General features: G+C 66.3%; 20 protein-coding genes and 1 pseudogene. 6 read left to right on the top strand and 15 right to left on the bottom strand.

The window, feature by feature from the left end:
- Positions 1-19: 19 nt before the first annotated feature.
- Positions 20-1,759, bottom strand: coding sequence for a hypothetical protein (locus tag BIU82_RS12235; protein ID WP_070349737.1), 1,740 nt, complete (start codon positions 1,757-1,759; stop codon positions 20-22).
- A gap of 202 nt (positions 1,760-1,961) precedes the next feature.
- Between BIU82_RS12235 and bioB the strand changes: the two genes are divergently transcribed.
- Complete coding sequence (gene bioB / locus BIU82_RS12230) at positions 1,962-2,954, top strand: biotin synthase BioB (RefSeq protein WP_070349736.1); 993 nt, start codon at positions 1,962-1,964, stop codon at positions 2,952-2,954.
- Between the two features lie 257 nt (positions 2,955-3,211).
- On the opposite strand, the gene BIU82_RS12225 is transcribed toward bioB, so the two are convergent.
- Positions 3,212-3,700, bottom strand: coding sequence for an SRPBCC family protein (locus BIU82_RS12225; RefSeq protein ID WP_070349735.1), 489 nt, complete (start codon positions 3,698-3,700; stop codon positions 3,212-3,214).
- Positions 3,701-3,807: 107 nt separating this feature from the next.
- Between BIU82_RS12225 and BIU82_RS12220 the strand changes: the two genes are divergently transcribed.
- Together BIU82_RS12220 and BIU82_RS12215 are read left to right on the top strand one after the other, a co-directional pair.
- The gene (locus BIU82_RS12220; protein ID WP_070349734.1) at positions 3,808-4,356 is read left to right on the top strand and encodes an ABC-F family ATP-binding cassette domain-containing protein; all 549 of its coding nucleotides are present in this window, start codon (positions 3,808-3,810) and stop codon (positions 4,354-4,356) included.
- Between the two features lie 20 nt (positions 4,357-4,376).
- On the top strand, positions 4,377-4,808 hold the full coding sequence (locus BIU82_RS12215) for a very short patch repair endonuclease (protein WP_070349733.1): 432 nt from the start codon (positions 4,377-4,379) through the stop codon (positions 4,806-4,808).
- Between the two features lie 6 nt (positions 4,809-4,814).
- Here BIU82_RS12215 and BIU82_RS12210 read toward each other — a convergent pair whose 3' ends face one another.
- Genes BIU82_RS12210 through BIU82_RS12195 form a run of 4 tightly spaced genes read right to left on the bottom strand, consistent with a single transcriptional unit; the run spans position 4,815 to position 7,084 of the window.
- A complete protein-coding gene (locus BIU82_RS12210; protein ID WP_070349732.1) occupies positions 4,815-5,324 on the bottom strand; it encodes a hypothetical protein in 510 nt (169 codons plus the stop codon).
- Positions 5,321-5,887 (bottom strand): signal peptidase I, encoded by a 567-nt coding sequence (locus BIU82_RS12205; RefSeq protein WP_070349731.1) that lies wholly within the window; start codon positions 5,885-5,887, stop codon positions 5,321-5,323. Before BIU82_RS12205 ends, BIU82_RS12210 begins: the two co-directional genes overlap by 4 nt.
- Before the next feature lie 7 nt (positions 5,888-5,894).
- Entirely contained in the window at positions 5,895-6,509 is a 615-nt protein-coding gene (locus tag BIU82_RS12200) for a hypothetical protein (RefSeq protein ID WP_070349730.1), read from the bottom strand.
- Positions 6,510-6,556: 47 nt separating this feature from the next.
- Positions 6,557-7,084 (bottom strand): alternate-type signal peptide domain-containing protein, encoded by a 528-nt coding sequence (locus BIU82_RS12195; RefSeq protein WP_070349729.1) that lies wholly within the window; start codon positions 7,082-7,084, stop codon positions 6,557-6,559.
- Positions 7,085-7,238: 154 nt separating this feature from the next.
- Here BIU82_RS12195 and BIU82_RS20310 point away from each other — a divergent pair.
- A pseudogene (locus BIU82_RS20310) lies at positions 7,239-7,601 on the top strand (Hpt domain-containing protein); the annotation flags it as partial.
- A 118-nt stretch (positions 7,602-7,719) separates the two neighbouring features.
- Here the strand turns inward: BIU82_RS20310 and BIU82_RS12190 are convergent.
- A complete protein-coding gene (locus BIU82_RS12190) occupies positions 7,720-8,460 on the bottom strand; it encodes a response regulator transcription factor (RefSeq protein WP_070349728.1) in 741 nt (246 codons plus the stop codon).
- Between the two features lie 97 nt (positions 8,461-8,557).
- Between BIU82_RS12190 and BIU82_RS12185 the strand changes: the two genes are divergently transcribed.
- Positions 8,558-10,228, top strand: a complete 1,671-nt coding sequence (locus BIU82_RS12185; protein WP_070349727.1) for a PAS domain-containing sensor histidine kinase — start codon at positions 8,558-8,560, stop codon at positions 10,226-10,228.
- Here the strand turns inward: BIU82_RS12185 and BIU82_RS12180 are convergent.
- The 3 genes from BIU82_RS12180 to BIU82_RS12170 form a co-directional block, all read right to left on the bottom strand.
- Positions 10,206-10,451, bottom strand: a complete 246-nt coding sequence (locus tag BIU82_RS12180) for a hypothetical protein (RefSeq protein ID WP_070349928.1) — start codon at positions 10,449-10,451, stop codon at positions 10,206-10,208. The genes BIU82_RS12185 and BIU82_RS12180 overlap by 23 nt on opposite strands.
- 122 nt (positions 10,452-10,573) lie before the next feature.
- Positions 10,574-11,764 (bottom strand): restriction endonuclease, encoded by a 1,191-nt coding sequence (locus BIU82_RS12175; protein WP_070349927.1) that lies wholly within the window; start codon positions 11,762-11,764, stop codon positions 10,574-10,576.
- A gap of 121 nt (positions 11,765-11,885) precedes the next feature.
- Positions 11,886-14,117, bottom strand: a complete 2,232-nt coding sequence (locus BIU82_RS12170) for an AAA family ATPase (RefSeq protein ID WP_070349726.1) — start codon at positions 14,115-14,117, stop codon at positions 11,886-11,888.
- Between the two features lie 209 nt (positions 14,118-14,326).
- On the opposite strand from BIU82_RS12170, the gene BIU82_RS12165 reads away from it, so the two are divergent.
- Positions 14,327-14,818, top strand: coding sequence for a GNAT family N-acetyltransferase (locus BIU82_RS12165; RefSeq protein WP_070349725.1), 492 nt, complete (start codon positions 14,327-14,329; stop codon positions 14,816-14,818).
- On the opposite strand, the gene BIU82_RS12160 is transcribed toward BIU82_RS12165, so the two are convergent.
- From BIU82_RS12160 to BIU82_RS12140, 5 genes are all read right to left on the bottom strand, one after another.
- Positions 14,815-15,561, bottom strand: a complete 747-nt coding sequence (locus BIU82_RS12160) for a copper homeostasis protein CutC (RefSeq protein WP_070349724.1) — start codon at positions 15,559-15,561, stop codon at positions 14,815-14,817. The genes BIU82_RS12165 and BIU82_RS12160 overlap by 4 nt on opposite strands.
- 68 nt (positions 15,562-15,629) lie before the next feature.
- Complete coding sequence (locus tag BIU82_RS12155) at positions 15,630-16,049, bottom strand: thioesterase family protein (RefSeq protein WP_070349926.1); 420 nt, start codon at positions 16,047-16,049, stop codon at positions 15,630-15,632.
- Between the two features lie 107 nt (positions 16,050-16,156).
- A complete protein-coding gene (locus tag BIU82_RS12150; protein ID WP_070349723.1) occupies positions 16,157-18,172 on the bottom strand; it encodes an ABC transporter ATP-binding protein in 2,016 nt (671 codons plus the stop codon).
- A complete protein-coding gene (locus BIU82_RS12145) occupies positions 18,169-19,902 on the bottom strand; it encodes an ABC transporter ATP-binding protein (RefSeq protein WP_070349722.1) in 1,734 nt (577 codons plus the stop codon). The genes BIU82_RS12150 and BIU82_RS12145 overlap by 4 nt, the downstream gene beginning before the upstream one ends.
- Before the next feature lie 206 nt (positions 19,903-20,108).
- Positions 20,109-22,133 (bottom strand): MDR family MFS transporter, encoded by a 2,025-nt coding sequence (locus BIU82_RS12140; protein WP_070349925.1) that lies wholly within the window; start codon positions 22,131-22,133, stop codon positions 20,109-20,111.
- Positions 22,134-22,140 lie beyond the last annotated feature (7 nt).

The raw sequence follows: 22,140 nt of genomic DNA, 5'->3' as shown, positions 1-22,140 counted from the left end.
CCGCGCCAGCCCGCGCCGGCTACTTTTGCGCCGGCAGCACCAGTTCCCCGGTCTTGTCCGTGGACAAGGCGAGCGACGAGATGTACTGGGGTTCGCCGTCGGGCCCGTCCTGGGCCGAGCGGAGCATGTCCGGGCGTTCGAACTCGATCCCGGTCACGTGGCACAGCAGCTTGGCTTGGCTGGGGTTGCCTTCGGAGTCGAGCATGGCGAGGTCGATGCCGTCGTCCGTGCGGCGCAGGTAGTACTTCCCGCGGGTCAGCACGGCCAGCAGCGGCGGGAGCACCAGCGCCAGGCCGACGGCGAAGATCGGCGAGTACGGCTGAACGGACGGACCAAACGCCCCGAAGAACACCGCGATGGAGACGCCCGCGGAAACCAGCATGGACACGAAGCCCACCGGGTTCACGGCGTACAGCATGCCGCGGCGGAATTCGGGAAGCTTCGGGGAGATCTTCAGCAGGTACTTGTTGATGGCGATGTCCGCCGCCACCGTCACCACCCAGGCGATGGCGCAGTTCGCGTAGAAGCCCAGGATGGTGTTGAGGAACTCGAACATGTTCGCTTCCATCAGCACCAGCGCAACAGCCAGGTTCAGGATGACAAACACCATGCGGCCCGGATAGGTCTTGGTGATGCGGGTGAAGCTGTTGGTCCAGGCCAGGGAGCCGGAGTAGGCGTTGGTGACGTTGATCTTGATCTGCGAGATGACCACCAGCACCACGGCCAGGGTCATGGCCAGCCAGGCGGGCATCATTTCGCGGTAGACGCCCAGGAACTGGTGCACGGGTTCGTTGGCGTGCGCCGAGGCCGCCGGATCCAGGGTGGCGATCAGGTAGACGGCGATGAACATGCCCACGATCTGCTTGATGGCGCCGAAAATCACCCAGCCGGGTCCGGCCAGGATCACGGCGCGCCACCAGGCGCCCTTGTTCGCGGCGGTGCGCGGGGGCATGAAGCGAAGGTAGTCGATCTGTTCGGCGATCTGCGCCATCAGGGACAGGCACACGCCTGCGGCGAGCATCACGGAGGCCAGGTTCATCCCGGAATCGCCGGACTTGCCCGTGTACGCGAAGAAGGAATCGATGCTCTCCGGATGCGAAACCACAAGGTATCCCACCGGAATGACCATCAGCAGCAACCACAGCGGGGTGGTCCACACCTGCAGCTTGGCCAGGGTGTTCATCCCGTAGACCACCAGCGGGATGATGATCACGGTGGACGCCGCGTAACCGATCCATTGCGGGATCCCGAGGCCCAGTTCCAGGCCCTGCGCCATGATGGAGCCTTCCAGGGCGAAGAAGATGAACGTGAAGGTGGCGAAGATGACGTTGGTGACCACCGAACCGTAGTAGCCGAAGCCCGAGCCGCGCGTGATCAGGTCCAGGTCGATGTTGTACCGGGCCGCGTAGTACGCCAGCGGAAAGCCGGTGGCGAAGATGACCGCAGCGGCCACCAGCACACCGAGGATCGCGTTGCCCGTGCCGTAGGAGATCGCGATGTTCGCACCGATCGAAAAATCCGCGAGGTAGGCGATTCCGCCAAGCGCACTCGTGGCCACCACTCCGGCGCTCCACTTCCGGTAGGAGCGCGGCGCGAAGCGCAGCGTGTAGTCCTCCAGGCTCTCCTTCGCGGCGCTCATCGCGTCGCTGCGCGCGGCTCCGGCCTTAACGGCGGGCTCGCCGCCGGAACCGTCGACGACGGCGCTGCCGCCCGCCGTCGAACGCTCAAGAATCTGTGTTGTCCGTTGTTGTTCAGTCATCCCCGGTTCCTTCTCCAACGTGGTCTGCGTTCCGGCCCGACGCTATCGGCGGGAATCGACGGCGGGGTCACCACGGTGTTTCGTGGCTGTAAAACCGGCCCAAGACGGGCCGCGGGGATTTGTGGACGTCCAACAAAATCGGCTCGGCACAGGGTGGCTAGCGTCAGTGAAGAGGCATTAACCATGGAAACGAAGGAGCAGCATGACCATCCTCGACACCGCCCGCGAACAGGTCCTTCAACGCGGAATCGGACTGAACGAAGGGCAGCTGCTGGAGGTCCTGCAGCTCCCGGATGAGGACATTCCGGCCGCGCTGCAATTGGCGCACGAGGTCCGCGTGGAGCACTGCGGCGAAGACGTGGAGGTGGAGGGCATCATCTCCATCAAGACCGGCGGCTGCCCGGAGGACTGCCATTTCTGCAGCCAGTCCGGGTTGTTCGACTCCCCCGTGCGCGGCGTCTGGCTGGACATTCCCGAACTGGTGAAAGCCGCCAAGGAAACCGCGGCCACCGGCGCCACCGAGTTCTGCATCGTTGCGGCCGTGCGCGGGCCGGACATCAAGCTGATGAACCAGATCAAGTTCGCGATCGACCGCATCAACGAGGAAGTGGACATCAACATCGCCTGCTCCCTGGGCATGCTCACCCAACGGCAGGTGGATCAGCTCGCCGAATGGGGCGTGCACCGTTACAACCACAACCTGGAAACCGCGCGCAGCTACTTCCCGCAGGTGGTCACCACGCATACGTACGAGGAGCGCCTGGAGACCTGCGCCATGGTCAAGGAAGCAGGCATGGAACTGTGCTGCGGCGCCCTGATCGGCATGGGCGAATCCCTGGAACAGCGGGCTGAACTCGCCGCGCAGCTCGCGGCCCTGGACCCGCACGAGGTCCCGCTGAACTTCCTCAATCCGCGCCCCGGAACGCCTCTGGAAAACCAGGGCATCATGGACGGCAAGGACGCCCTCCGTGCCATCGCCGCGTTCCGGCTCGCCATGCCGCGCACCGTGCTGCGCTACGCCGGCGGCCGCGAGCTCACCCTGGGCGACCTGGGCACGCGCGAGGGCCTGCTGGGCGGCATCAACGCAGTGATCGTGGGCAACTACCTGACCACCCTGGGCCGCCCCGCCGACGCCGACCTGCAGCTGCTGGTGGAGCTGAACATGCCCATCAAGGAACTCCAGAAGACGCTGTGAGCGGGGACATCGGTGATCGAGCTTGTCGAGATCCCGGGGTTTCGACGGTTTCGACAGGCTCAACCAGCGCCTCAACCACCGGGGAGGCTTACTGCGGCCACTGCGGCGGTGACATCCCGACGTCGGACGCTGGCCTTGGGAGCGACGCCCACCGGGACTGCCGCATGCGCCTGGCCATGGAACCGCCGCGCTATTGCGCGCAGGTCCGCCGCCGGATGAAGGTCCAGGTCACGCCGTTGGGCTGGAGCGCCGAGTGCTCACGGCACGGGATCCTGGGCGGGTGAGGCGACGACGGCGCCGAGTCGGTCGAGCCCTTCCGGCCACGCCACGTTTGCGAAGAAGTCGCGGAGCTCGGCCGCCGGGAAGCCGCTGTGTTCCACGGTCACCCGGGTGCCTCCACCCATCGCCTCGAGGGTCATCACGATGCGGGACTCAAGGGCCGGCATCTGCTGGCCCTCGATGGCCGATTCCCCAACGAGGTCGGTGACAATCCGATGCGGACGATCGATCTCGCGGTAGGTGTGCACATCGTGGACGAGCGTCTGCGGATTCGGCCTGAACCGAGCCTCCCAGGTGCCGCCGACACGCAGGTCAACCGTGGTTTCCACCGCCCCTTCCTCAGGCCCGAGGGCCGATAGCCACATCCGCTGCTTGGCGGGATCCGTGAACGCATCGAACACTTCCTCAGGAGTGCCCGGCAACTCGCGATGCAGCGTGAGCCCAATGGTTTCGTCGTTCAGGTCCATGGGAGTGCTCCTTCTTCTCTCAGCGAGGCTTGCACTACAAATATAGTGATCTGGATACTACAAAGATAGTGCTTTTCTGAACCGCGGCGTGGCATAGGCTCGGAGTCATGAGCAGTACACGACGCCGGGCCCTCGATGCCGCCGTGACCCTGGTGGGTACCGAAGGAATCCGGGCGCTCACCCACGGCAGGGTGGACGCAGCAGCCTCCCTGCCCTCAGGCTCCACTTCCAACTTCTTCCGCACCAGGGCCGCACTGGTGGCAGGAGTCACCGAGTGGATTGCGCAGCAGGAACTAGGCGACGCGGGCGTCCCCGAGATCGGCTCACGGGAAGAGCTCATCAGGGCGCTCGTCCGGATGATCGAAGTGCAGTCCGGTCCCCTGGCGGCGCGCACGCGGGCGCGGTACGCGCTGTTCCTCGAAGCCGACGCGGATGCCGTACGGCCCCTGCGCGAGCAGCGGATTGGCATCGAAGCCTGGCTGCGCAGCATCCTGGCCAGGCTCGGAGGCGAGGCTGCGGCCGAACACACCACCTTCGTCATGGCCGCGGGCGACGGGCTCCTGCTGCACCGGATCACGGTGGACCCGGACGCCCCCATCGAAGCCGTCATCACGCGTGCCATCGACGCCGCCCTGGCGCCCGGACCGCCCGTGTGACGCCTGGCTAGACTCGAAGCATGGGCGAAAGCCGTGACCTGCTCACACCGGAGCAGCGCAGCCGGAACATGTCCAGGATCCGTGGCAAGAACACCAAGCCCGAGCTCCTGGTCCGCCGCCTGCTGCACGCCAAGGGATACCGGTACCGCTTGCACGGCATGGCCGCAGGCGGAAAACTCCCGGGAAGCCCGGACCTGGTGTTTGCTGGCCGGCGCAAGGTCATCTTCGTGAACGGTTGCTTCTGGCACTTCCATGACTGCCCGGCAGGCCTGCACGCCCCGGCCGCCAACGCCGAGTTCTGGGACGCCAAACGGCGCCGCACCCGCGAGCGCGACGCCGCCCAGCGCGAACTGCTGGCGGCCGCCCGTTGGGAGGTGCTCACCGTATGGGAATGCGATTTGAAGGACGCCAGTGCCTTGGAGGAGCAGCTGCTGACGTTCCTCGGGGAATGAACCGGCCTAGCTACAGTTCAGTTTGGTTCCGGCACCCGTGATTTTCAGGTGGTCGTACTCACCGAAGGTGGTGGTGCCGCTGGCCGAAACCGCGGTGACTTTGATGACGACGTTCCGGTTGGCTGCCCCGGCAGTCAGGAGGACGGGGCTCAACGGGGTGAGGTCGACGTGCGTGGCAGTGGGGGCCAGCGGGAATGACGCACCATAGCTGCCGCCCACGACCTTCGCCGCGATTGACAAGCCAGCCGGCGATCCTGCCCCCGTAATGCCGATGCCCACGGTGTTGTTGCCGGGGTCGGTGCAGAGCAAAGTGAGTCCGGCGGGCTGGTTGCTGGGGATCGGCGTCGGGGTGGGGCTCGGAACAGGGACGGAGGTAGCCGCACGGACTGTCATGGTGGCCGTCGAACGTTGCTCCCAGAGGGCGACGGCGGACGTGCCCCCAATGCCCGTCAGCACGGTCATGCAAAAAACCCCGAGGGCGATGATGCCGGCCGAGGGTCGGGAGTTCTTCGTCATGCTGTCCGCACCTTCCGTTCAGCTTTGCTGCCTGTGTCCTGTGCACCGCGGTCCCGGGCCCCGCGGTCCCGGGCCCCGCGGACCACGGTAAAACCGCCATAGGCGATCAAGGCGAAAGCCCCCGCCATGAGCCACAGGGAGCGGTCGGCGGTCCCGAGCGCATTCGCCACGTATCCCACATACGGCACCGCGTAGAAGAGCTTGCCCCGGATCTGGACCTCGCGTACGGTCCCCGGGTCCGCTGTGTCGTTGTTGTCGCCCTTGGTGGTAAGGACCTTCTCCCCTGTCTGCAGGAACCCGAGGCCAACGATCCGGTGTGTGACGACCGCCGGTTCACCGGACTTGATCTGGTAGGTCACCACGTCCCCCACCTTGAGTTCTCCGAACGCCGCCGGACGCACCACCAGGAACGTTCCCGGCGCGTATTTTGGCGCCATGGAGTTGGTCAGCACCGAATAGCTCTGCGAGCCGCTGGCCCGCGGCACCACGATCAGGACGGCCACCGCGAAGACGGCCAGGGTAAGGAGCGCGACGCCGGCCAGCCGTGCGAGGCGGGCAACCATCCGATTACTAGGCACAGCCATTGGGCACCCCGCATTGCTGGCGGGCGTGCAGCGGGATGCTGATGGCCACGGAATTTCCTTCGACGCTGAGGGGTGCGGCCACGTCCAGGGTGACCTTGAAGCAAAGCACTGCGGTTCCTCCTTTGGCGATGGCTGGAGTGGTGACCCCGGTGGCCAAGGGCTGGTATAGGGCCACCGCACAGGACGCCGGGGAAGCTGCCCGCGCTGCACTGATGCTCAGATACGCGGCGAGGTTTCCGCCGTCGGCGTTGCTCACGGTTGGCGCAGATGCGGTGACGGCAACGTCAAAGGTGCCGCCGGCGTCGCTCGCGTTGGTGATGGTGAGCGGGGTATAGACCGAACCGCCGCGGATGAGCTCCTGCAGCGGCGCTTGCGCCGTCGTGAGCGCCAGCGTGGTCGGCTGCCCGTCTACGGTCATGGGGACGGGGGTGGTGGACGCAGTTCCCGTGAGGTTCACAGTGAACGTCGCGGCCCTGACGGTTCCGGGGGTAGCCGCGGCCGTGGCTGCCCACAGCGCATAGCTCCCCTGCACTGCCGCGAGGCCCAGGAGCACCGCGGCGAGCAGCAGGCCTGCCGTCCGGATGCTCCTGGGGATCCTCATGGTGTCTCCTGATAGTGGAATTCTTCGGTACCGGGCTAAAGGCAGGGCTACTGCAGGCCGGGCTGCTGGATCTGCTGCAAGGTGAAGGCCACGCTGCCCAGGTCCATGCTCTTCCCGACGTCGGTGCGGGCTGCGGTGGTGGACTTGAATTCGAAGGTCATGCTCGCGGTGACGTGCTGCGAGCTGGTGAGCGGATTGGCGATCGGCTGGCCGTCCACCGTGAGGCGGGGAGCGGAGACCGTCACGCTGGCCGGATCGAAACCATCAGCGGCGCCGGTGCGCTCCGCCACGAGGTTGGCGGCCATCTTGCTGCCGGAGAGGGTGACGTCCAGGTCCTGGCTGTAGGTGAGCAGGTCACCCGGCACCACGCGGTACGTGTTGATGTTGATGGTGTTCCCGGCCCGGTCGGTCCAGACCCCGGCGCCGGCTTCGACGTTGAGGTTTCCGGAGATGATGGTGCCCGGGGTCGCTGCGTCGGCGGCGTTCCACCAGGCAAGGGTTCCACCGCCACCGAGGAGCAGGGCGCCACCGACGGCGATGGCTGCTGCGCCTTTGAGCATCGTTGTGTTCTTCATGATGGTCCCTGCTTCCTTGATCTTGTTGCGGCTTCTCTGCCTGCAAGTACTCTCCCGTCCTGCGCTCAAGGAGCAATGCGGGTTCCGCTCAAGATTTGCTCAAGGTTTCGGCGAATCGCCGCCGGGAAGGCGGGGGCCACCCTAGTGTTGATTCGTGACGCTGCGTGAAGGGGAAACGAAGCCTGCATCCGGGCCCGGGGATTGCTCCGGCACGTTCGTGGATGCGGCTGTTCTTCACGAGCTCCAGGAAGAGCTGGGCGGAGACCCGGACATCGTCAGTACCCTGATCCGGAACTACATCGGAATGCTTCCCTGGCGGATCGCGCGGCTGCACAAGGCCATCGCCCAGCCGGGTCCGGACGGGCTCGACAGGGATGATGCCTTGGACGCGGTGCTCAGCCTGAAGACTGCCAGCGAAATGGTCGGAGCCATGCCCATGAGCCGCCTGGCGGCCGCTCTTGAAGAAGGGCTGCGGGTTCCGGCCAGCCCTGACCCGAATGAGCTCGACGCCAAGGTTCAGGCATTGGATCGCCACGTTTGCGGGACCGTCGCCGCTTTGGTGGCTGCCGGCCGGCTGGCACCTGGTTCAACGGCCGGGCTGGCGGGCTCCGGCGGACAGGTGGGCGCGGCGGCAGTCAGCGGGTCGGCGCAGCCGGCGCGAGCCGGTACCCGACGCCGCGGACAGTCTCCAGCCAGCGCGGACTTTGGGTGCTGTCCCCCAGCTTCTTGCGCAGGTTGCCCATGTGGACCTCGACGGCCCGTTCGTCCGAATCGCTGACGTAACTGCCGACGTCGTACGGTTCGTTGCGGAGGCGCCGGGCAAGATCCGCCTTGCTCCGCACCACCCGGCCTGACTCCATCAGCGCCAGCAGCAAGTCGAATTCGGTGCGCGTCAAGCGCAGTTCCACGCCGTCGACCACCGCGGAACGCGATGCCGCGGAAAGGTCCAGGCCGTTGTGCCGCAGCACAGACTCGCCCGGGGCGCTGTCCGTAGAGTTCGACGACGACCGCGGCCGCCGCATCATGGCCTCCACCCGGGCACGCAGCTCGCGCGGCCGGAAAGGCTTGGTGAGGTAGTCGTCGCCGCCGGCTTCGAGCCCCATCAAGGTATCCAGCTCCTCCGTGCGGGCGGTGAGCATGATGATGTAGGCATCCGATGACTTGCGGATGCGGCGCGCCACTTCGAAACCATCGATGTCCGGAAGGCCGAGGTCCAAGGTGATGACATCAGGATCCAATTGCCGGGCCGAATCCACGCCCGCAGAGCCCGTGGCGGCTACATGGACGTCGAAACCGGCCTGGGACAGCACGGACCGGATCAACTCGCGGATGTCCTGGTCATCTTCAATAACCAAACCAACCCGTGCGTCACTCATCGCAGCCCCTCAGCCCCCTCGATATCCACAGAAGTATAGCCGCCGGTGGATAGGCTGGCTCCATGCGCCTACTCGTTCCTGCCGCTTTGGAGGCGATATGAAACGCCCCGGCTTCTGGGATCTCGACAATGGCAGGCGGCTCCTGTTCTTCAGGCGCTCTTTCCATGAGCACACCCTGCGGATGCGCGTGGTGCTCAGCCAGCTGCCGCTGTCCATTACGGTCTGCATCGCAGCAGTCCTGGTCCTGCTGTTCTTCCCCGAGACCTTGGCCAATCCGCTGTTCCAGATCTTCCTGCTCAGCCAGGCCGCGCTCATGGGCATCTGCCTGGCCGTCCCCTGGCACCGGCTGCCTTTCCCCAGTTTCCTGGCCATCCCTGTCCTGGACATGGTCTCCATCGCCTTTGGCCGCGAGGGCGGTCAGGAGTCGCTTACCGGCCTGAGCGTCCTGGTGGTCCTGCCGGTGTTCTGGCTTTGTGCCTCCGGTTTGTATCCGCGGACCGCCATCCTTTTGTCATTCCTGGGACCTCTGGGCATCGTCTGGGCGCCGTGGTTCATCAAGGGCTCGTTCACTGCCCAGGACCTCACCCGTCCCTTCCTGTTCCCGATCCTCATGGTCGGAATCGGGGTGTCCGTGAGCGTGATGACGTTGAGCATGGTCCGGCAGCAACGGGCATTGGAGGCCAAAGACGCGGCCCTCAAGGCCGCATTCGACACCAGCAAGCGCCAGGAACGGCTGCTGAACACCGTGATGGAAGCGCTCCCCTTGGGAGTCGTGGCCGTCGACGGCGGCGGGCACGACATCCTGATGAACCACCGCCAACGCCGGACACACCGCTTGGCCACCCCCGCGGACATCGCCGATCCCAATGAATCCCAGTTGCTGGTGTTCGAAGAGGACAGGACCACGCCGGTTCCCGCCGAGCGGCGTCCTGTCCGGCGTGCAGTGCTCGGCGAACAGTTCACGGACCAGCTGGTCTGGATCGGCAGCGGGCCGGAGCAGCGCGCCTTCACCGCCAGTGCGCAGCCCATGTTCGACGACGACAACACCTTCGCGGGTTCCGTGGTGGTTTTCAGCGATGTCACGGAGCTCGTCAACGCCTTGGCGGCGAAGGACGACTTCGTATCCAACGTGTCCCATGAGTTCCGTACCCCGCTGACCTCCATCCTCGGGTACTTGGAGCTCATCCTGGACGAACCGGACGGTCTCGATTCCACGGCCAGGACCCATCTCGGAGTGGTCCAGCGCAATGCCGAGCGGCTGCTTGCCCTCGTCTCGGACCTGTTGTCCGTCCGTTCCGGGCACGTGATCATCCGGCCCCAAGCGGTTGACGTGGCGGAGCTGGTGCGGGCGAGCGTGGCTTCGGCCGGGCCACGCGCCGCCCAGGCAGGTATCCGGTTTTCCGTGGACGCCCCGGATAGCCTCGAGGCCCACGTGGACGCGTCAAGGATGTCGCAGGTGCTGGACAACCTCATCTCGAACGCCATCAAATACTCGCCCGACGGCGGCGACGTCACAGTGACGGTGTGGCAGGAGGATTCGGAGGTGCTCTGCCGCGTCGCGGACACTGGCATGGGCATGACCGAGGACGAACAGGATCAGGCCTTCGCCAAGTTCTTCCGTGCACGCAGCGTCAGGAACAGCACGATTCCCGGTATCGGCTTGGGGCTGCCCATCAGTAAAGCGATCGTCGAAGCCCATGGCGGCAGCATCACGCTGCGCAGCACTCCCGGAGAGGGCACCTCGTTTACCGTGAGGATGCCTGCGTGACGGTGCCACGGCGCCGCCCCACCAGGAAGTAACCCACCGGGCCAAAGAAGTTGATGAAGCTTGCCGCCCGCCAGAAGGCCTTGCTTCCGCGGATCCGTTCCGGCGGGGTGTTGGTGATGCTGCGTTGGGCCGCGAGCATCAGTGCGAACTCCAGGACGCCGGCCACGATCGCGGTACGGCGCTGCCCCGGGGTCATGTCCTTCCAGGACTTCTTCTTCCGCATGCCGCCCATGCTTGCCTCCATCCTGTTCGACCGTCGGAAGCGGTCTTTTCTCAGGCTAACCCTGTTGCAGGCCGGGCGGAACAGGCGCGGAACAGACCTCGAAACAGCCGCCGAAAGCAGGGCTACCCGCGCGCCTGGCGCACTACTTCGCCCCAGGATTGTTCGGCCAGTTCAGCCACCGATTGCAGGATGTCCGCGGGCGGCAGCGACAGGTCCAGCGGGTACTCCACCACGTCGATATCCGTGTTGAGGATGCGCCGCAGCTTCATTTCGCCGGCACCGGCGTAGACCAGCCATGCGGTGGGCACGCGCAAGGCGGTGCAGTAGGCCAGCATCCGGTAATGGTCGGCGTTGAGCGACGCCCCGGTGTCAGGGCCTGCCGTGTAGTTGGCGCCGTAGACCACCACGGGCCGGCCGCCCAGGAAGTGCACGGCATCCGGGCGGACGGTGATCCGGTCCGAATCCCGCACAGCCTCGTTCAGCATGGTGCCGTAGCGGAGCCGCGTTTCGCCGGGGTGGGCGCGCATGGCCTCGCGCAGGGCCACGCCCACGAACTCCTTGAATACGGTGGACATGTCCACCACGAACGCGGCGCTCTGCTGCTTGCCGTCCCCGGCTTCGGCAGAGCAGTTCCGCAGGATCACTTCCGCCAGGCGCAGGGCGGCATGGAAGCGCAGGTTCATGCGCGTGGCCTGCCACGGCGGCAGGGGCGCGCCGGGCGTCAGGGGCGCGGCGCCGTCGAGCTTTCCACCGAGGCGGCGCAGGCGGCTGAGGACCTCCGGACGGACCCCCGGAACCTGGGCCATGCGGGTAAGCGCGGCACGCAGGATGCGGTTCTCGGCGATGTCCTCGCTGAACTCGTCGTAGGACACCTCCAGCGGCACCATCATGCCCGGCCGCCGCGAAATCTGCTCCGACATGCGGATACGGCCCTTGACGGTCCGCAGTGATTCGTCCACGGTCACGTAGCCGTTCAGTGGCCCGCGGCTCAGTGCGCGCTCGGCCAGTTGGGCGAGGGATTCCGCCAGCGCGCTCCACAGATCACGGTGTTCGACGGCGGCAATGGAGTCCTCGCGGAAGCCCTGCTCCCCCGCGTAGCTGAGCAGGAACAGCAAGCGGCGCAGGCCAAGGCGGTCCTTGGGCCGCACCTCGAACTGCACCGTCGGGGTGCGCACCGAGCCCACCTTGCCCACCGGCTCAATCCGGTACAGGCCCATTCCCATGGGCGCGGCCTTCGCCAGGCCGCTTGAGTTCAGGAAGGCCGCCGACGCCGGGTCAAGCCGCTCCACGATGCCCTGCGATTGCTCGTCCAGCACGATGTGGCGCACGCCGGGAGCATGCCGCGGCCGGGGCGGAACCGACACGGGGCGCCTGCCGGCGGAGTGCCGCTCAGCGGAGTGCCGCTCGGCCGGGCGCCGCTCAGCGGGGCCCTGCTCAGCGGGAGGCAAGGCGCGCCAGCAGCTGGTCCAGCCCGAAGCGCTCTTCCAGCTGCGCCCGGTTCAGCTGCCCGTGGTAATGCTCCTCGAGGAGCGGCATGAGTTCGTACTTCCAGATCCGGCGCAGCCCGGCCGGGGTCTGCGCGGCGGCCTTCATGAAGTAGGACGGGCCGATCATCAGATCCCGGTCCCAGTCATCGATCGCCTCGTTGAGCGCATCGAGCAGATCCGCGTTCAGGGTGTCCAGGCCGCGGGCCTCCAGGAAGCGCCGCAGCGTGCCGCGGATCGGTTCCACTCTCGGGTGCAGTTCAACGAAGGCGAAGCGGCGGCGGATGGCGGCGTCCATCATGGCGATGGAACGGTCCGCCGTGTTCATGGTGCCGATGATGTACAGGTTGTCCGGCAGGCTGAAGGGCTCGTTGGGGCTGTACTGCAGGTAGATCCTGTCGTCCCGGTACTCCAGGAGGAAGTACAGTTCGCCAAACACCTTGGCCAGGTTGGCGCGGTTCATTTCGTCGATGATCAGGAAGTAGGGCTTGGCCGCGTTCTCCGGCTTCGCGGCCTCCTCCGCCAGGCGCCGCAGCGGGCCGGCTACGAGCTTGAAGGACACCTGGCCGTCGTCGGTCTTGTCGGGGCGGTAGCCCTCGAAGAAGTCCTCGTACGCATACGACGGGTGGAACTGCACCAGCTTCACGCGCTCATCGGTGCTGTCGCCGGCCAGTTCGGCGGCCAGGTGCTTGGCCAAGAAGGTCTTGCCGGTGCCGGGCGGACCGTACAGCACCAGTTGGCGGTTCTCCTCCAGCAGCCCGGCGATTTCCTGCAGTGGCTCCAGGTCCATGTGCAGGGAGGCGGCGAATTCCTCGGTAAGCGGGCGGAACCCTTCGGGAACGGGCTCGACGGCGGACTCCGGGGCGGCGGTGTCCTCCCCGTCGGATTCCGCTTCCGGGGGCAGCAGGGCCTGCAGCAGGCTCAGCACCTTGGTCACGTCCACAACGATCCCGGGCGTGGACAGCTGGCGCTGGACGTGCCGCGGCGCCTCGGCGATCGCGTGGGCTTCCTCGAACCAGCGCACCTTCCGGCGCAGCTGGCGCTTGCCGCCGTCGTGCTCGGCCTCGCCCAGCACCACGCCGATCCGCACCGAACCCGCGTGCTGGAACAGTGCCAGGTCGCCGGGCTTCATCACGGTCAGGAAGGCAAAGACGGCGGTCTTGGTGTCCTCGCGTTCCACGTAGCCCAGGTGCTTGCAGTCCTCATCGACCGCGTGCTGGACCACGCCTGCCGCCACGCCGGGCTGCAGTTCGCGCAAGTGCTCGACGTCGAGCGTCGCCTTTTCCTCGTCCTGCCAGGCGGCCAGGAGCTCGGCGGAGTCGTGGTGGGTGCGCAGCAGCCAGGCTCGGCGTCCGGGATCGCCCACTTTGCGCCACTGGCCCACGAGCTGCCGGGAGTACCAGTCGATGCGCTGGCCGGCCTGTTCGTCCAGGTGCAGGCGGATGCGGTGGATGTCCGCGGTGATGTCCTCTTCGCTGTCGCCCTTGGCGCCGCCCACCAGGGAGGCGAAGGCGTCCCGGATTTCCCGGCGCTCCACATCTGCCACCACGGGCTCGAAGTAGCCCGGCCATGCCAAATACTCGATGCTGCGACGGATGGCGGGCTGGTCGCCCGGGGTTCCCGCGGCAAGCTTGTGGAACTTCAAAGGGTCGGCGAGCGCCTTGGTGATGGCCGCCGTCGGCTGCTTGTCCACATGGGCCACGAAACGGCAGAGCCAGGCGAGCTGGTCACGGATGGTCCAGTTGAATTCGGCCGTGCGGTCCCTGATGACGCCGTGGTCGGTCATATCCCGGTACAGCTCTTCGGGAAGCTCAAGCGGCGGCTCCAACCAGGATGCGGCCTCGGCTACCCGGGCACGTTTGACCTTCAGGGACTTCACCTCGTGGGCCAGCGGCAGGGACTGCAGGAACAACAGCTCCACGGCCAGGAGCTTGGCTTCCCGGCTGGCGCCTTCCAGCTTGTTCCGGAGGTTGGTCATCATGGGCGCCTTGCTGTCCTCGGCACCGTTTTCCAGGCGCTCGAGCAGTTCAGTGGCGGCCTCGGTGGTCCACGTGTGCGTGCGTCCGTCCAGCGCGGACGGCTTGCCGTTCAGGGCCGGTTCCAGCACAAACCACGCCGCGTCCTCGATCTCCTTCGAGATTCCGGGCGCGCGGGAAACAGTGTTTTTGCTGGAGGGAGTCACCCAGCAAACTTACCTTGTTTGGCCGGGCATTTCATGGGCGGTCCCGTTCCCCGGCCCTGTCCGGACACCCACCCCGCTCCCACCTGCGCGAACGTACACTTGGGGCCCTTTTCGAGCACTTGGGGCCCTTTTCGAGCGATTTTCGGGGCCGCAACTGTACGTTCGCGCTGTTTACATGCCGGACATACGCGGCCGGTAGATTGTCCGGCATGATCGACATCAGCCTGGATGATCCCGCCCGCGACGACGTCCGGCAACTCCTGGAGGAACACCTGGCCGACATGTACGCCACCTCGCCGGCCGAGAGCGTGCACGCCCTGGACCACTCCGCCTTGTCCGGGCCGGACATCACCTTCTGGACTGCGCGTGAAGACGGAGTGCTCCTCGCCTGCGGTGCGCTGAAGGAACTCCCGGCTGCCGAGAACGGCACCCGAGAAGGCGAACTCAAGTCGATGCGCACCGCGGTTGGAGCGCGCGGCCGCGGCATCGCCGGCCTGCTGCTGGCCACGATCACTGATGAAGCCCGCTCCCGCGGTTTCGCCCGCCTCTGCCTGGAAACCGGCAGCGAGGACTACTTCGCCGCCGCACGCCGGCTCTACCTGCGCCACGGATTCACCGAGTGCCCGCCGTTCGCGGACTACACCCTGGATCCGAACAGCGTGTTCATGAGCCTGGACTTGGCTCCCGCGGCGGTCTCCTAGCCGGCGTCGACGGCGCGCCTCGCCGCCCGGACGATCTCCCGGTCCGTGACCATGTACGACGCCGGTCCCCCGCCCGCGCTGCCCGACCCGCCGCCGTCGGGGGTCACGATCCGCTTCGCCGACAGGTGCACGGCGTCCACGCCCGCCTGCCGCATCAGCGGGATGTCGCCGATCGCCAGCCCGCCGCCGGCCATCACCTGCAGCTGTCCAGCGGCGCTGCGGACCATCCGTGAGAGCACCGGCAGTCCGGTGCCCGCGTCTGCCGCACCGCCGGAGCTGAGGACCCGGGTGAAGCCGAGTTCCACGAGCTGCCCGACGGCGGCCGCGGGGTCCGGGGTTTCGTCCACGGCCCGGTGGAAGGTCAGCTCGGCGTCGGGGTTCGTGCCCCGAGCGGCATCCGCGAGACGACGGGCCGCGTCCAGGTCCAGTTCGTTGCCGGCGCCCAGCGCCCCGATCACCACGCCGTGGGCTCCCTGGGCCAGGAGGGCCCGGATTTCACGGACCATCGTGGCCAGGTCGTCGTCCGAATAACGGAAATCGCCGGGGCGGCAACGGATCAACGGGTGGATCTCCATGCTTCCCCCACCGATTCCGGCCACGGCGTCAAGGCAGGATTCCATGAGGCCCTGGCTCGGCGTCAACCCACCCAGTTCCAGGGCGCTGCACAGCTCGATCCTGTCTGCGCCTTCCCCGGCAGCAACAACAGCGCCCTGCACGCCCACCACGGCGATCTCGAGTTTCATGCTGAAACTCTACGGCCATGCGGGCGCACAGGGCGCTGGCAGTCAGCGGCTGTAATGCCTGCGGGCGGCTAATGGGCCCGGTAGGGTTCCAGCCGCTCCTTCTGTTCGGGAGTCAGCCGGCGGACCCGGCCCGTTGCCTCGTCCACGAAGGCCAGGTGGGTGCTGGCCTTCACGCAGTCCTCGCCGGTCACGGGATCCTTGATGAGGTAATGCAGGTCGAAGCTTGCACCCTTCACGGCACCCACCCAGATCTCCACCACCGCCGGGATGTTGCGGTAATCGAGAGTCCGGACGTAACGGACCTTGTGCTCCACCACGAGGGTCATGACGCCCTCCTCAACATCGCTGAAGACCGCCACCGGCGGCTCAATCCCGGGCAAGCCGGTGCCGCCGGGCGGGCCGAAGGCAGCGATGCGGGCTTCTTCGAGCATCCGGACGATCTGGACGTTGTTGATGTGGCCGTAGGCGTCCATGTCGCCCCAGCGCATCGGCACGGAGACCGTAATGCGCCGCGGCACCGAAGCTTCCTGGGCCGCAGCTTCCTGGCCAGCGGAACCTTGGGCCGTGGTGTTTTCCTCTGCGGTGCTGGTCATGCTTAGCCGTGCACCGCCGTCGTGTCATCCACCGGAGTCTCCTCTGCGTCTTCACCGGCGAACTGTGACATGTACAAGCGGTAGTAGGCGCCCTGCATGGCGAGCAGTTCGCTGTGCCGTCCCTGTTCCACGATGCTGCCGTTTTCCATCACCAGGATGGTATCGGCATCGCGGATGGTGGAAAGGCGGTGGGCGATCACGAAGCTGGTGCGGTCCGTGCGCAGCGCGGCCATGGCCTTCTGCAGCAGCAACTCGGTACGCGTGTCCACGGAGCTGGTGGCTTCGTCCAGGATCAGCAGGGACGGGTCCGACACGAACGCGCGCGCGATGGTGATGAGCTGCTTCTCACCGGCGCTGACGTTGGTGCCTTCCTCGTCGATCACGGTCTGGTAGCCGTCCGGCAGGGCGCGCACGAAGCGGTCCACGTAGGTGGCCTTGGCCGCCTCCATGACCTGCTCTTCGGTGGCATCAAGGTTGCCGTACTTGATGTTGTCGTAGATGGTTCCGCCGAACAGCCAGGCGTCCTGGAGCACCATGCCCACCTTGGAGCGCAGCTCGGAACGGCTCAGCTCCTTGATGTCCACGCCGTCCAGGGTGATCCGGCCGCCGTTGAGCTCGTAGAAGCGCATCACCAGGTTGACCAGCGTAGTCTTGCCGGCACCGGTGGGGCCGACAATCGCCACGGTGTGACCCGGCTCCGCGCTGAAGGACAGGTCTTCGATGAGGGGCTTGTCCGCCACGTAGCTGAAGGACACATTCTCGAACTCCACGTGGCCGTCCGTGCGGGCCGGAAGGTGCTTGGCGGCATCTTCGGGAACCTGTTCGTCCGCGTCCAGGAATTCGAAGACGCGCTCGGCCGAGGCAACACCGGACTGCAGCATGTTGGCCATGCCGGCGATCTGGCCCAGCGGCTGGGTGAATTCACGGGAGTACTGGATGAACGCGGTGGCGTCGCCCAGGCTCATGGAGCCGGAGGCCACGCGCAGGCCGCCGACGACGGCGATGCCCACGTAGGCGAGGTAGGAGACGAAGTTCATGGCCGGGAAGATGATGCCGGAGACGAACTGTGCACCGAAGGAGGCCTTGTAGAGGGCTTCGTTACGTTCATCGAAGCGCTCCAGCATGTCCGCGTCGCGGCCGAAGACCTTCACCAGTTCATGGCCGGAGAAGGACTCTTCGATCTGGCCGTTGAGGGCGCCGGTGTTCTTCCACTGTGCTGCGAACAGCTTCTGGCTGCGGGAACCGATCACGCCGGCCACGATGCCCGAAAGCGGCAGGGCGATCAGCGCGATCAGTGCCAGCTCCCAGGACACGATGAACATCATCACCACGATGCCCAGGACCGTGAGGACAGAGCTGACCAGCTGCGCGAAGGCCTGCTGCAGGCCCTGCTGGACGTTGTCGACGTCGTTGGTCACGCGGGAGAGGATGTCGCCGCGCTGGCGGGTGTCGAAGTAGTTCAGGGGCAGGCGGTTGAGCTTTGCCTGGACGTCGTTGCGGAGGCGGTTGATGACCTTCATGACGATGCGGTTCAGGATGTAGCCCTGGGCCCACAGGAAGATGTTGGCCACGAAGTACATCACCAGCACCACGGAGATCAGGAACGTCAGCCGCGGGAAGTCGATCCCGTTGGTGAGCTCGAGCTTGGCGAGCATGTCCGCGTAGTCGTTCTGGCCCTGCTGGCGGAGAACCTCCACGAACTGGTCCTGGGTCATCCCTTCGGGCAGTTGCTTGCCCATGTAGCCGCCGAAAATGACGTCCATGGCGCCGCCCAGCACCTTCGGGGCGATCACGTTCAGCACCACGGACACCACCACGAGGCCGATCACCAGGACCACCCCGCCGGATTCCGGTTTCAGCAGGCCCATGAGCCGCTTGGCGGAAGGCCAGAAGGCTTTGGCCTTCTTCGCGGGCATGTCGCCGAACATGCCGCCGTCGGCTTCGGTGGGCGTGTACTCAGGCTCCTCGAAGTCGTCGTCGTCCACGGCGGTCACGGATTCGTTCTTGGACTCGCTCATGCCACTTCCTCCGCGCTCAGCTGGGACTCGACGATTTCCTGGTACGTGGGTGAGGTTTCCAGGAGTTCCTCGTGGGTGCCGCGGTCAACGATCCTGCCGTTGTCCAGGACCAGGATCTGGTCCGCGTCGGCGATGGTGGAGACGCGCTGGGCGACGATGATCACCGTTGCGTCCTTGGTCTTCTCCTTGAGTGCACGCCGCAGGCGGGCATCCGTAGCCACGTCCAGGGCGGAGAAGGAGTCATCGAAGAGGTACACCTTGGGCTGCGTGACCAGGGCCCGGGCGATGCACAGGCGCTGGCGCTGGCCGCCGGAGACGTTGGTGCCGCCCTGGGCGATCCGCCGGTTCAGCCCGGCGCTCTTCTCCTGCACGAAGTCCTTGGCCTGCGCGGTTTCCAGGGCATCCCAGAGTTCGTCATCAGTCGCGTCGGTCTTGCCGAAACGCAGGTTGTGCTCGATGGTGCCGGAGAAAAGGTAGGGCTTCTGGGGCACCGTGGCCACGCGGCTGGTGATCTCGTCCCGGTCCAGTTGGGTGACGGGAACGCCGTCGAGCAGCACCTCACCGGAGGCCACATCGTAAAGCCGCGGCAGCAGGGACACCAGCGTGGTCTTGCCGGCGCCGGTGGAACCGATGATGGCGAGCGTCTGCCCGGGCTCCGCCGAGAAGGAAATGTTGCTCAGCACGGGCTCCTCGGCACCTGGGTACTTGAAGGTGACGTCCCGGAACTCCACGCGGCCCTTCTTCTCCGCCGGGGCTACCGGGGATGCCGGGTTGTGGATGGAGGGTTCGACGTCGAGCACCTCGCCGATGCGGTCCGCGCACACCGAAGCGCGCGGGATCATCATGGCCATGAAGGTGCCCATCATGACGGCGATCAGGATCTGCAGCAGGTACTGGAGGAAGGCCGTCAGGGCGCCGACCTCCATGTCGTTGGAGTCCACCCGTTCCCCGCCGAACCACAGCACGGCCGCGGTGGAGAGGTGCAGGATCATGCCGATGGCCGGGAACATGAGGACAAACAGGTTGCCGATCTTCACCGAGACCTCGGTGAGGTCCTTGTTCGCGGCGCCGAAGCGCTTCGCCTCGTAGGGTTCGCGGACGAAGGCACGCACCACGCGGATGCCGATGATCTGTTCGCGCAGGACACCGTTGATGGCGTCGATCTTCGCCTGCATGGAGCGGAAGAGCGGCATCAGGCGGACCACCAGGTACCCCACCACGGCGACAAGCACGGGCACGGAAACCCACACCAGCCAGGACAGGCTGAGGTCTTCCTGCAGGGCCATGATGATGCCGCCTACGCACATGATGGGCGTGGAGACCATGAAGTTCAGGCCCATCAGCATGAGCATCTGGACCTGCTGGACATCGTTGGTGCCGCGGGTGATCAGGGTGGGTGCCCCGAAGGAGTTGACGTCCTTGGCGGAGAAGCTGCTGACTTTGCGGAACACGTCCCGGCGGAGGTCGCGGCCCATGGACATGGCCACGCGTGAACCGAAGTACACGCCGGCCACCGCGGTGATGACCTGTCCGAAGGCGACGGCGAGCATCAGGGCACCGGTCTGCCAGATAAAACCGGTATCGCCCTTAGCGACTCCCTCGTCAATGATTTTGGCGTTGAGGCTGGGGAGGTAGAGCGTCGCAATGGTGGACGCCAGCTGGAATATGATGACGGCCAGAATTTGCGGCAAATACGGCTTGGAGTAGCGCCGTATCAGGGTGAGAAGCATGCCCACGGATCCTTAAATAGAAGTGCGCGGATGGAGTAAGGAAAGTAGTAGCAGCAGGCGCTGACAGTTTTAGCCTTCCAACTGTACGAAATCCGTTGCCTCAGCGAAATATTCTCGGACAAAGATCATCCCTGCGGCGTACCGGACGCCGCAGGGATGCTCCCCAGGGATTCAATTTTCGGCGCGGACCGCGCCCGTGAGGCCGGTCAGCCCGCGTGCCGCCCGTGCTCTTTGGCTGAACTGCCCGACGCCGGCCCGGCGGAGGACGCGCCCGTCACCAGGAGCAGGGCCGCGCCTTCGAGGCGGCGGCGTTCACGCTTGAGTTCCTTCCGCAGCGCCGCCAGTTCGGCCGCGGTCCGTGCCTGTTCTTCGGCGGTGGCCCGCTGGGCGGCGAGGCCGGCCTGCAGTTCACCTTGCGCGCGGCTGAGGCCGGCCAGCTGCTCGGCGAGCAGCTGCTGCGTCCGCGCGAGCTGTTCCTGCACCTGCTGCAGGCCGTCGACGGCGGCGGGCCGGGCGCCGTCGGGCAGCATACCCTCGGCGGGCACTCCGGCGGCGGGCCGGGCGCCGTCGGGCAGTCCGGGACGTTCCCCGGTCAGGATCCGGGCGAATTCGAGATCGAGGTCCTCATTGGCAAGTGGAGTTTCCGGCGCCTTTTCCTGCGCGGCGCCAGTAGCCACCGCATCAACAGTCCGGCGCAGCGGGACTTCTTTGATGAACAGCACGGCGAGGAAAGCCACCACTGAAATGGCAGCGGCAATCAGGAAAATCAGCGCTGTGGCGTCGCCGTAGGCGGCACGCATGACCTCGCGGATGGGTGCCGGCATATCGGCGAGGTCCATGCTGGCACCGTCCGCACCCCCGGTGACCGGGATGTGCGCGGCCGCGAGCCCTTCCGCCGCCAGGTCCTTGACGTGGTTGCTCATGACGGCGCCGAGCACCGACACACCGATCGCGCCACCCACGGAACGGAAGAACGCCACGGACGCACTCGCCGAGCCGATGTCCTTGGCCCGGACCGTGTTCTGGACCGCGAGCACCAGGTTCTGCATCAGCAAGCCCAGGCCGAGGCCGAACACGGCGGTGTAGATGGAGGTGATCCAGAGTTCGGTGGTGTGGTCGATGGTGCCGGCCATGGCCAGGCCGCCGATCAGCAGCACCGAGCCGCCCAGCAGGAAGCCCTTCCACTTGCCGTGGCGGCTGATCAGCTGTCCGGATACTACGGAGCCCACCAGGTTGCCCGCGATCATCGGCAATGTCAGGAGGCCGGCCTCAGTGGGCGTGGCGCCGCGGGCCACCTGGAAGTACTGGCCCAGGAAGGTGGAGGAACTGAACATGGCCACGCCCACCGCCACCGAGGCGACAATCGAGAGAGCGGTGGTGCGTTCACGGATGATCTTCAGCGGGATGATGGGCTGCTCCACCTTGGACTCAACCAGTACCAGCAGCGCCAGGAGCAGCACGCCGCCGCCCACCATCGCGGCGGACTGCCAGGAGATCCAGTCGTAGTAGTCCGGGTTGCCTGCAAAGGACACCCAGATCAGGAGCAGGCTGACGCCCGCGGTGAGCAGGATGGAGCCGAGCCAGTCGATCTTCGCCGGACGCTTGATGTGCTGGATCTTCAGCGTCACCTGGAGCAGGAGGAGCGCGACGACGGCGAGCGGCACGCAGACGAAGAACGTCCAGCGCCAGCCCAGCGGGCTGTCCACGATGAAGCCGCCGAGCAGCGGACCGCCCGCGGTGCCCACCGCCATGACGGCGCCCATGTAGCCGGAGTACTTTCCGCGGTCCCGCGGCGGGATCATCGTGCCGATGATGGCCTGGGCCAGGGCGGTGAGCCCGCCGAGCGCGACGCCCTGGACCACGCGGGCCACCAGCAACAGCGCAATGGAGTCCGCGAAACCGGCAAGCACGGAACCGGCCACGAAGATGATGATGCTCAGCTGGACCAGGAGCTTCTTGTCGAAGAGGTCGGCGAGCTTGCCCCAGATGGGAGTGGTGGCGGCGTTGGCCAGCAGCGCGGCGGTGATCACCCAGGCGAAGTCGGTCTGCGTGCCGTGCAGTTCGGACATGATGGTAGGCAGGGCGTTCGCCACGATGGTGCTGCTCAGGATCGCGGTGAAGAAGGCAGCGAGCAGGCCGGTAAGGGCCTCCATGATCTGGCGGTGGCTCATCTGTGCCGTGTCCCGGGGCGCTGCTTTTTCCGGCGCGGCGTTTTCCGGCGCTGCGTTCACGGGCGCG

Source organism: Arthrobacter sp. SW1 (assembly GCF_001766675.1).
GTDB lineage: Bacteria > Actinomycetota > Actinomycetes > Actinomycetales > Micrococcaceae > Arthrobacter.
Note: the sequence above shows the minus strand (reverse complement) of the source record. Positions and strands in the feature narration are given on the sequence as shown.

What these genes read in the sequence shown, in the direction of transcription:
- BIU82_RS12235 (WP_070349737.1), bottom strand. Translation starts at nt 1,759, where the DNA reads ATGACTGAACAACAACGGACAACACAGATTCTTGAGCGTTCGACGGCG.
- BIU82_RS12150 (WP_070349723.1), bottom strand. Translation starts at nt 18,172, where the DNA reads ATGAGCGAGTCCAAGAACGAATCCGTGACCGCCGTGGACGACGACGAC.
- BIU82_RS12180 (WP_070349928.1), bottom strand. Translation starts at nt 10,451, where the DNA reads ATGCGGAAGAAGAAGTCCTGGAAGGACATGACCCCGGGGCAGCGCCGT.
- BIU82_RS12190 (WP_070349728.1), bottom strand. Translation starts at nt 8,460, where the DNA reads ATGAGTGACGCACGGGTTGGTTTGGTTATTGAAGATGACCAGGACATC.
- BIU82_RS12145 (WP_070349722.1), bottom strand. Translation starts at nt 19,902, where the DNA reads ATGCTTCTCACCCTGATACGGCGCTACTCCAAGCCGTATTTGCCGCAA.
- BIU82_RS12185 (WP_070349727.1), top strand. Translation starts at nt 8,558, where the DNA reads ATGAAACGCCCCGGCTTCTGGGATCTCGACAATGGCAGGCGGCTCCTG.
- BIU82_RS12195 (WP_070349729.1), bottom strand. Translation starts at nt 7,084, where the DNA reads ATGAAGAACACAACGATGCTCAAAGGCGCAGCAGCCATCGCCGTCGGT.
- BIU82_RS12160 (WP_070349724.1), bottom strand. Translation starts at nt 15,561, where the DNA reads ATGAAACTCGAGATCGCCGTGGTGGGCGTGCAGGGCGCTGTTGTTGCT.
- BIU82_RS12165 (WP_070349725.1), top strand. Translation starts at nt 14,327, where the DNA reads ATGATCGACATCAGCCTGGATGATCCCGCCCGCGACGACGTCCGGCAA.
- bioB (WP_070349736.1), top strand. Translation starts at nt 1,962, where the DNA reads ATGACCATCCTCGACACCGCCCGCGAACAGGTCCTTCAACGCGGAATC.
- BIU82_RS12205 (WP_070349731.1), bottom strand. Translation starts at nt 5,887, where the DNA reads ATGGTTGCCCGCCTCGCACGGCTGGCCGGCGTCGCGCTCCTTACCCTG.
- BIU82_RS12155 (WP_070349926.1), bottom strand. Translation starts at nt 16,049, where the DNA reads ATGCGCTGGGGCGACATGGACGCCTACGGCCACATCAACAACGTCCAG.
- BIU82_RS12220 (WP_070349734.1), top strand. Translation starts at nt 3,808, where the DNA reads ATGAGCAGTACACGACGCCGGGCCCTCGATGCCGCCGTGACCCTGGTG.
- BIU82_RS12225 (WP_070349735.1), bottom strand. Translation starts at nt 3,700, where the DNA reads ATGGACCTGAACGACGAAACCATTGGGCTCACGCTGCATCGCGAGTTG.
- BIU82_RS12200 (WP_070349730.1), bottom strand. Translation starts at nt 6,509, where the DNA reads ATGAGGATCCCCAGGAGCATCCGGACGGCAGGCCTGCTGCTCGCCGCG.
- BIU82_RS12215 (WP_070349733.1), top strand. Translation starts at nt 4,377, where the DNA reads ATGGGCGAAAGCCGTGACCTGCTCACACCGGAGCAGCGCAGCCGGAAC.
- BIU82_RS12210 (WP_070349732.1), bottom strand. Translation starts at nt 5,324, where the DNA reads ATGACGAAGAACTCCCGACCCTCGGCCGGCATCATCGCCCTCGGGGTT.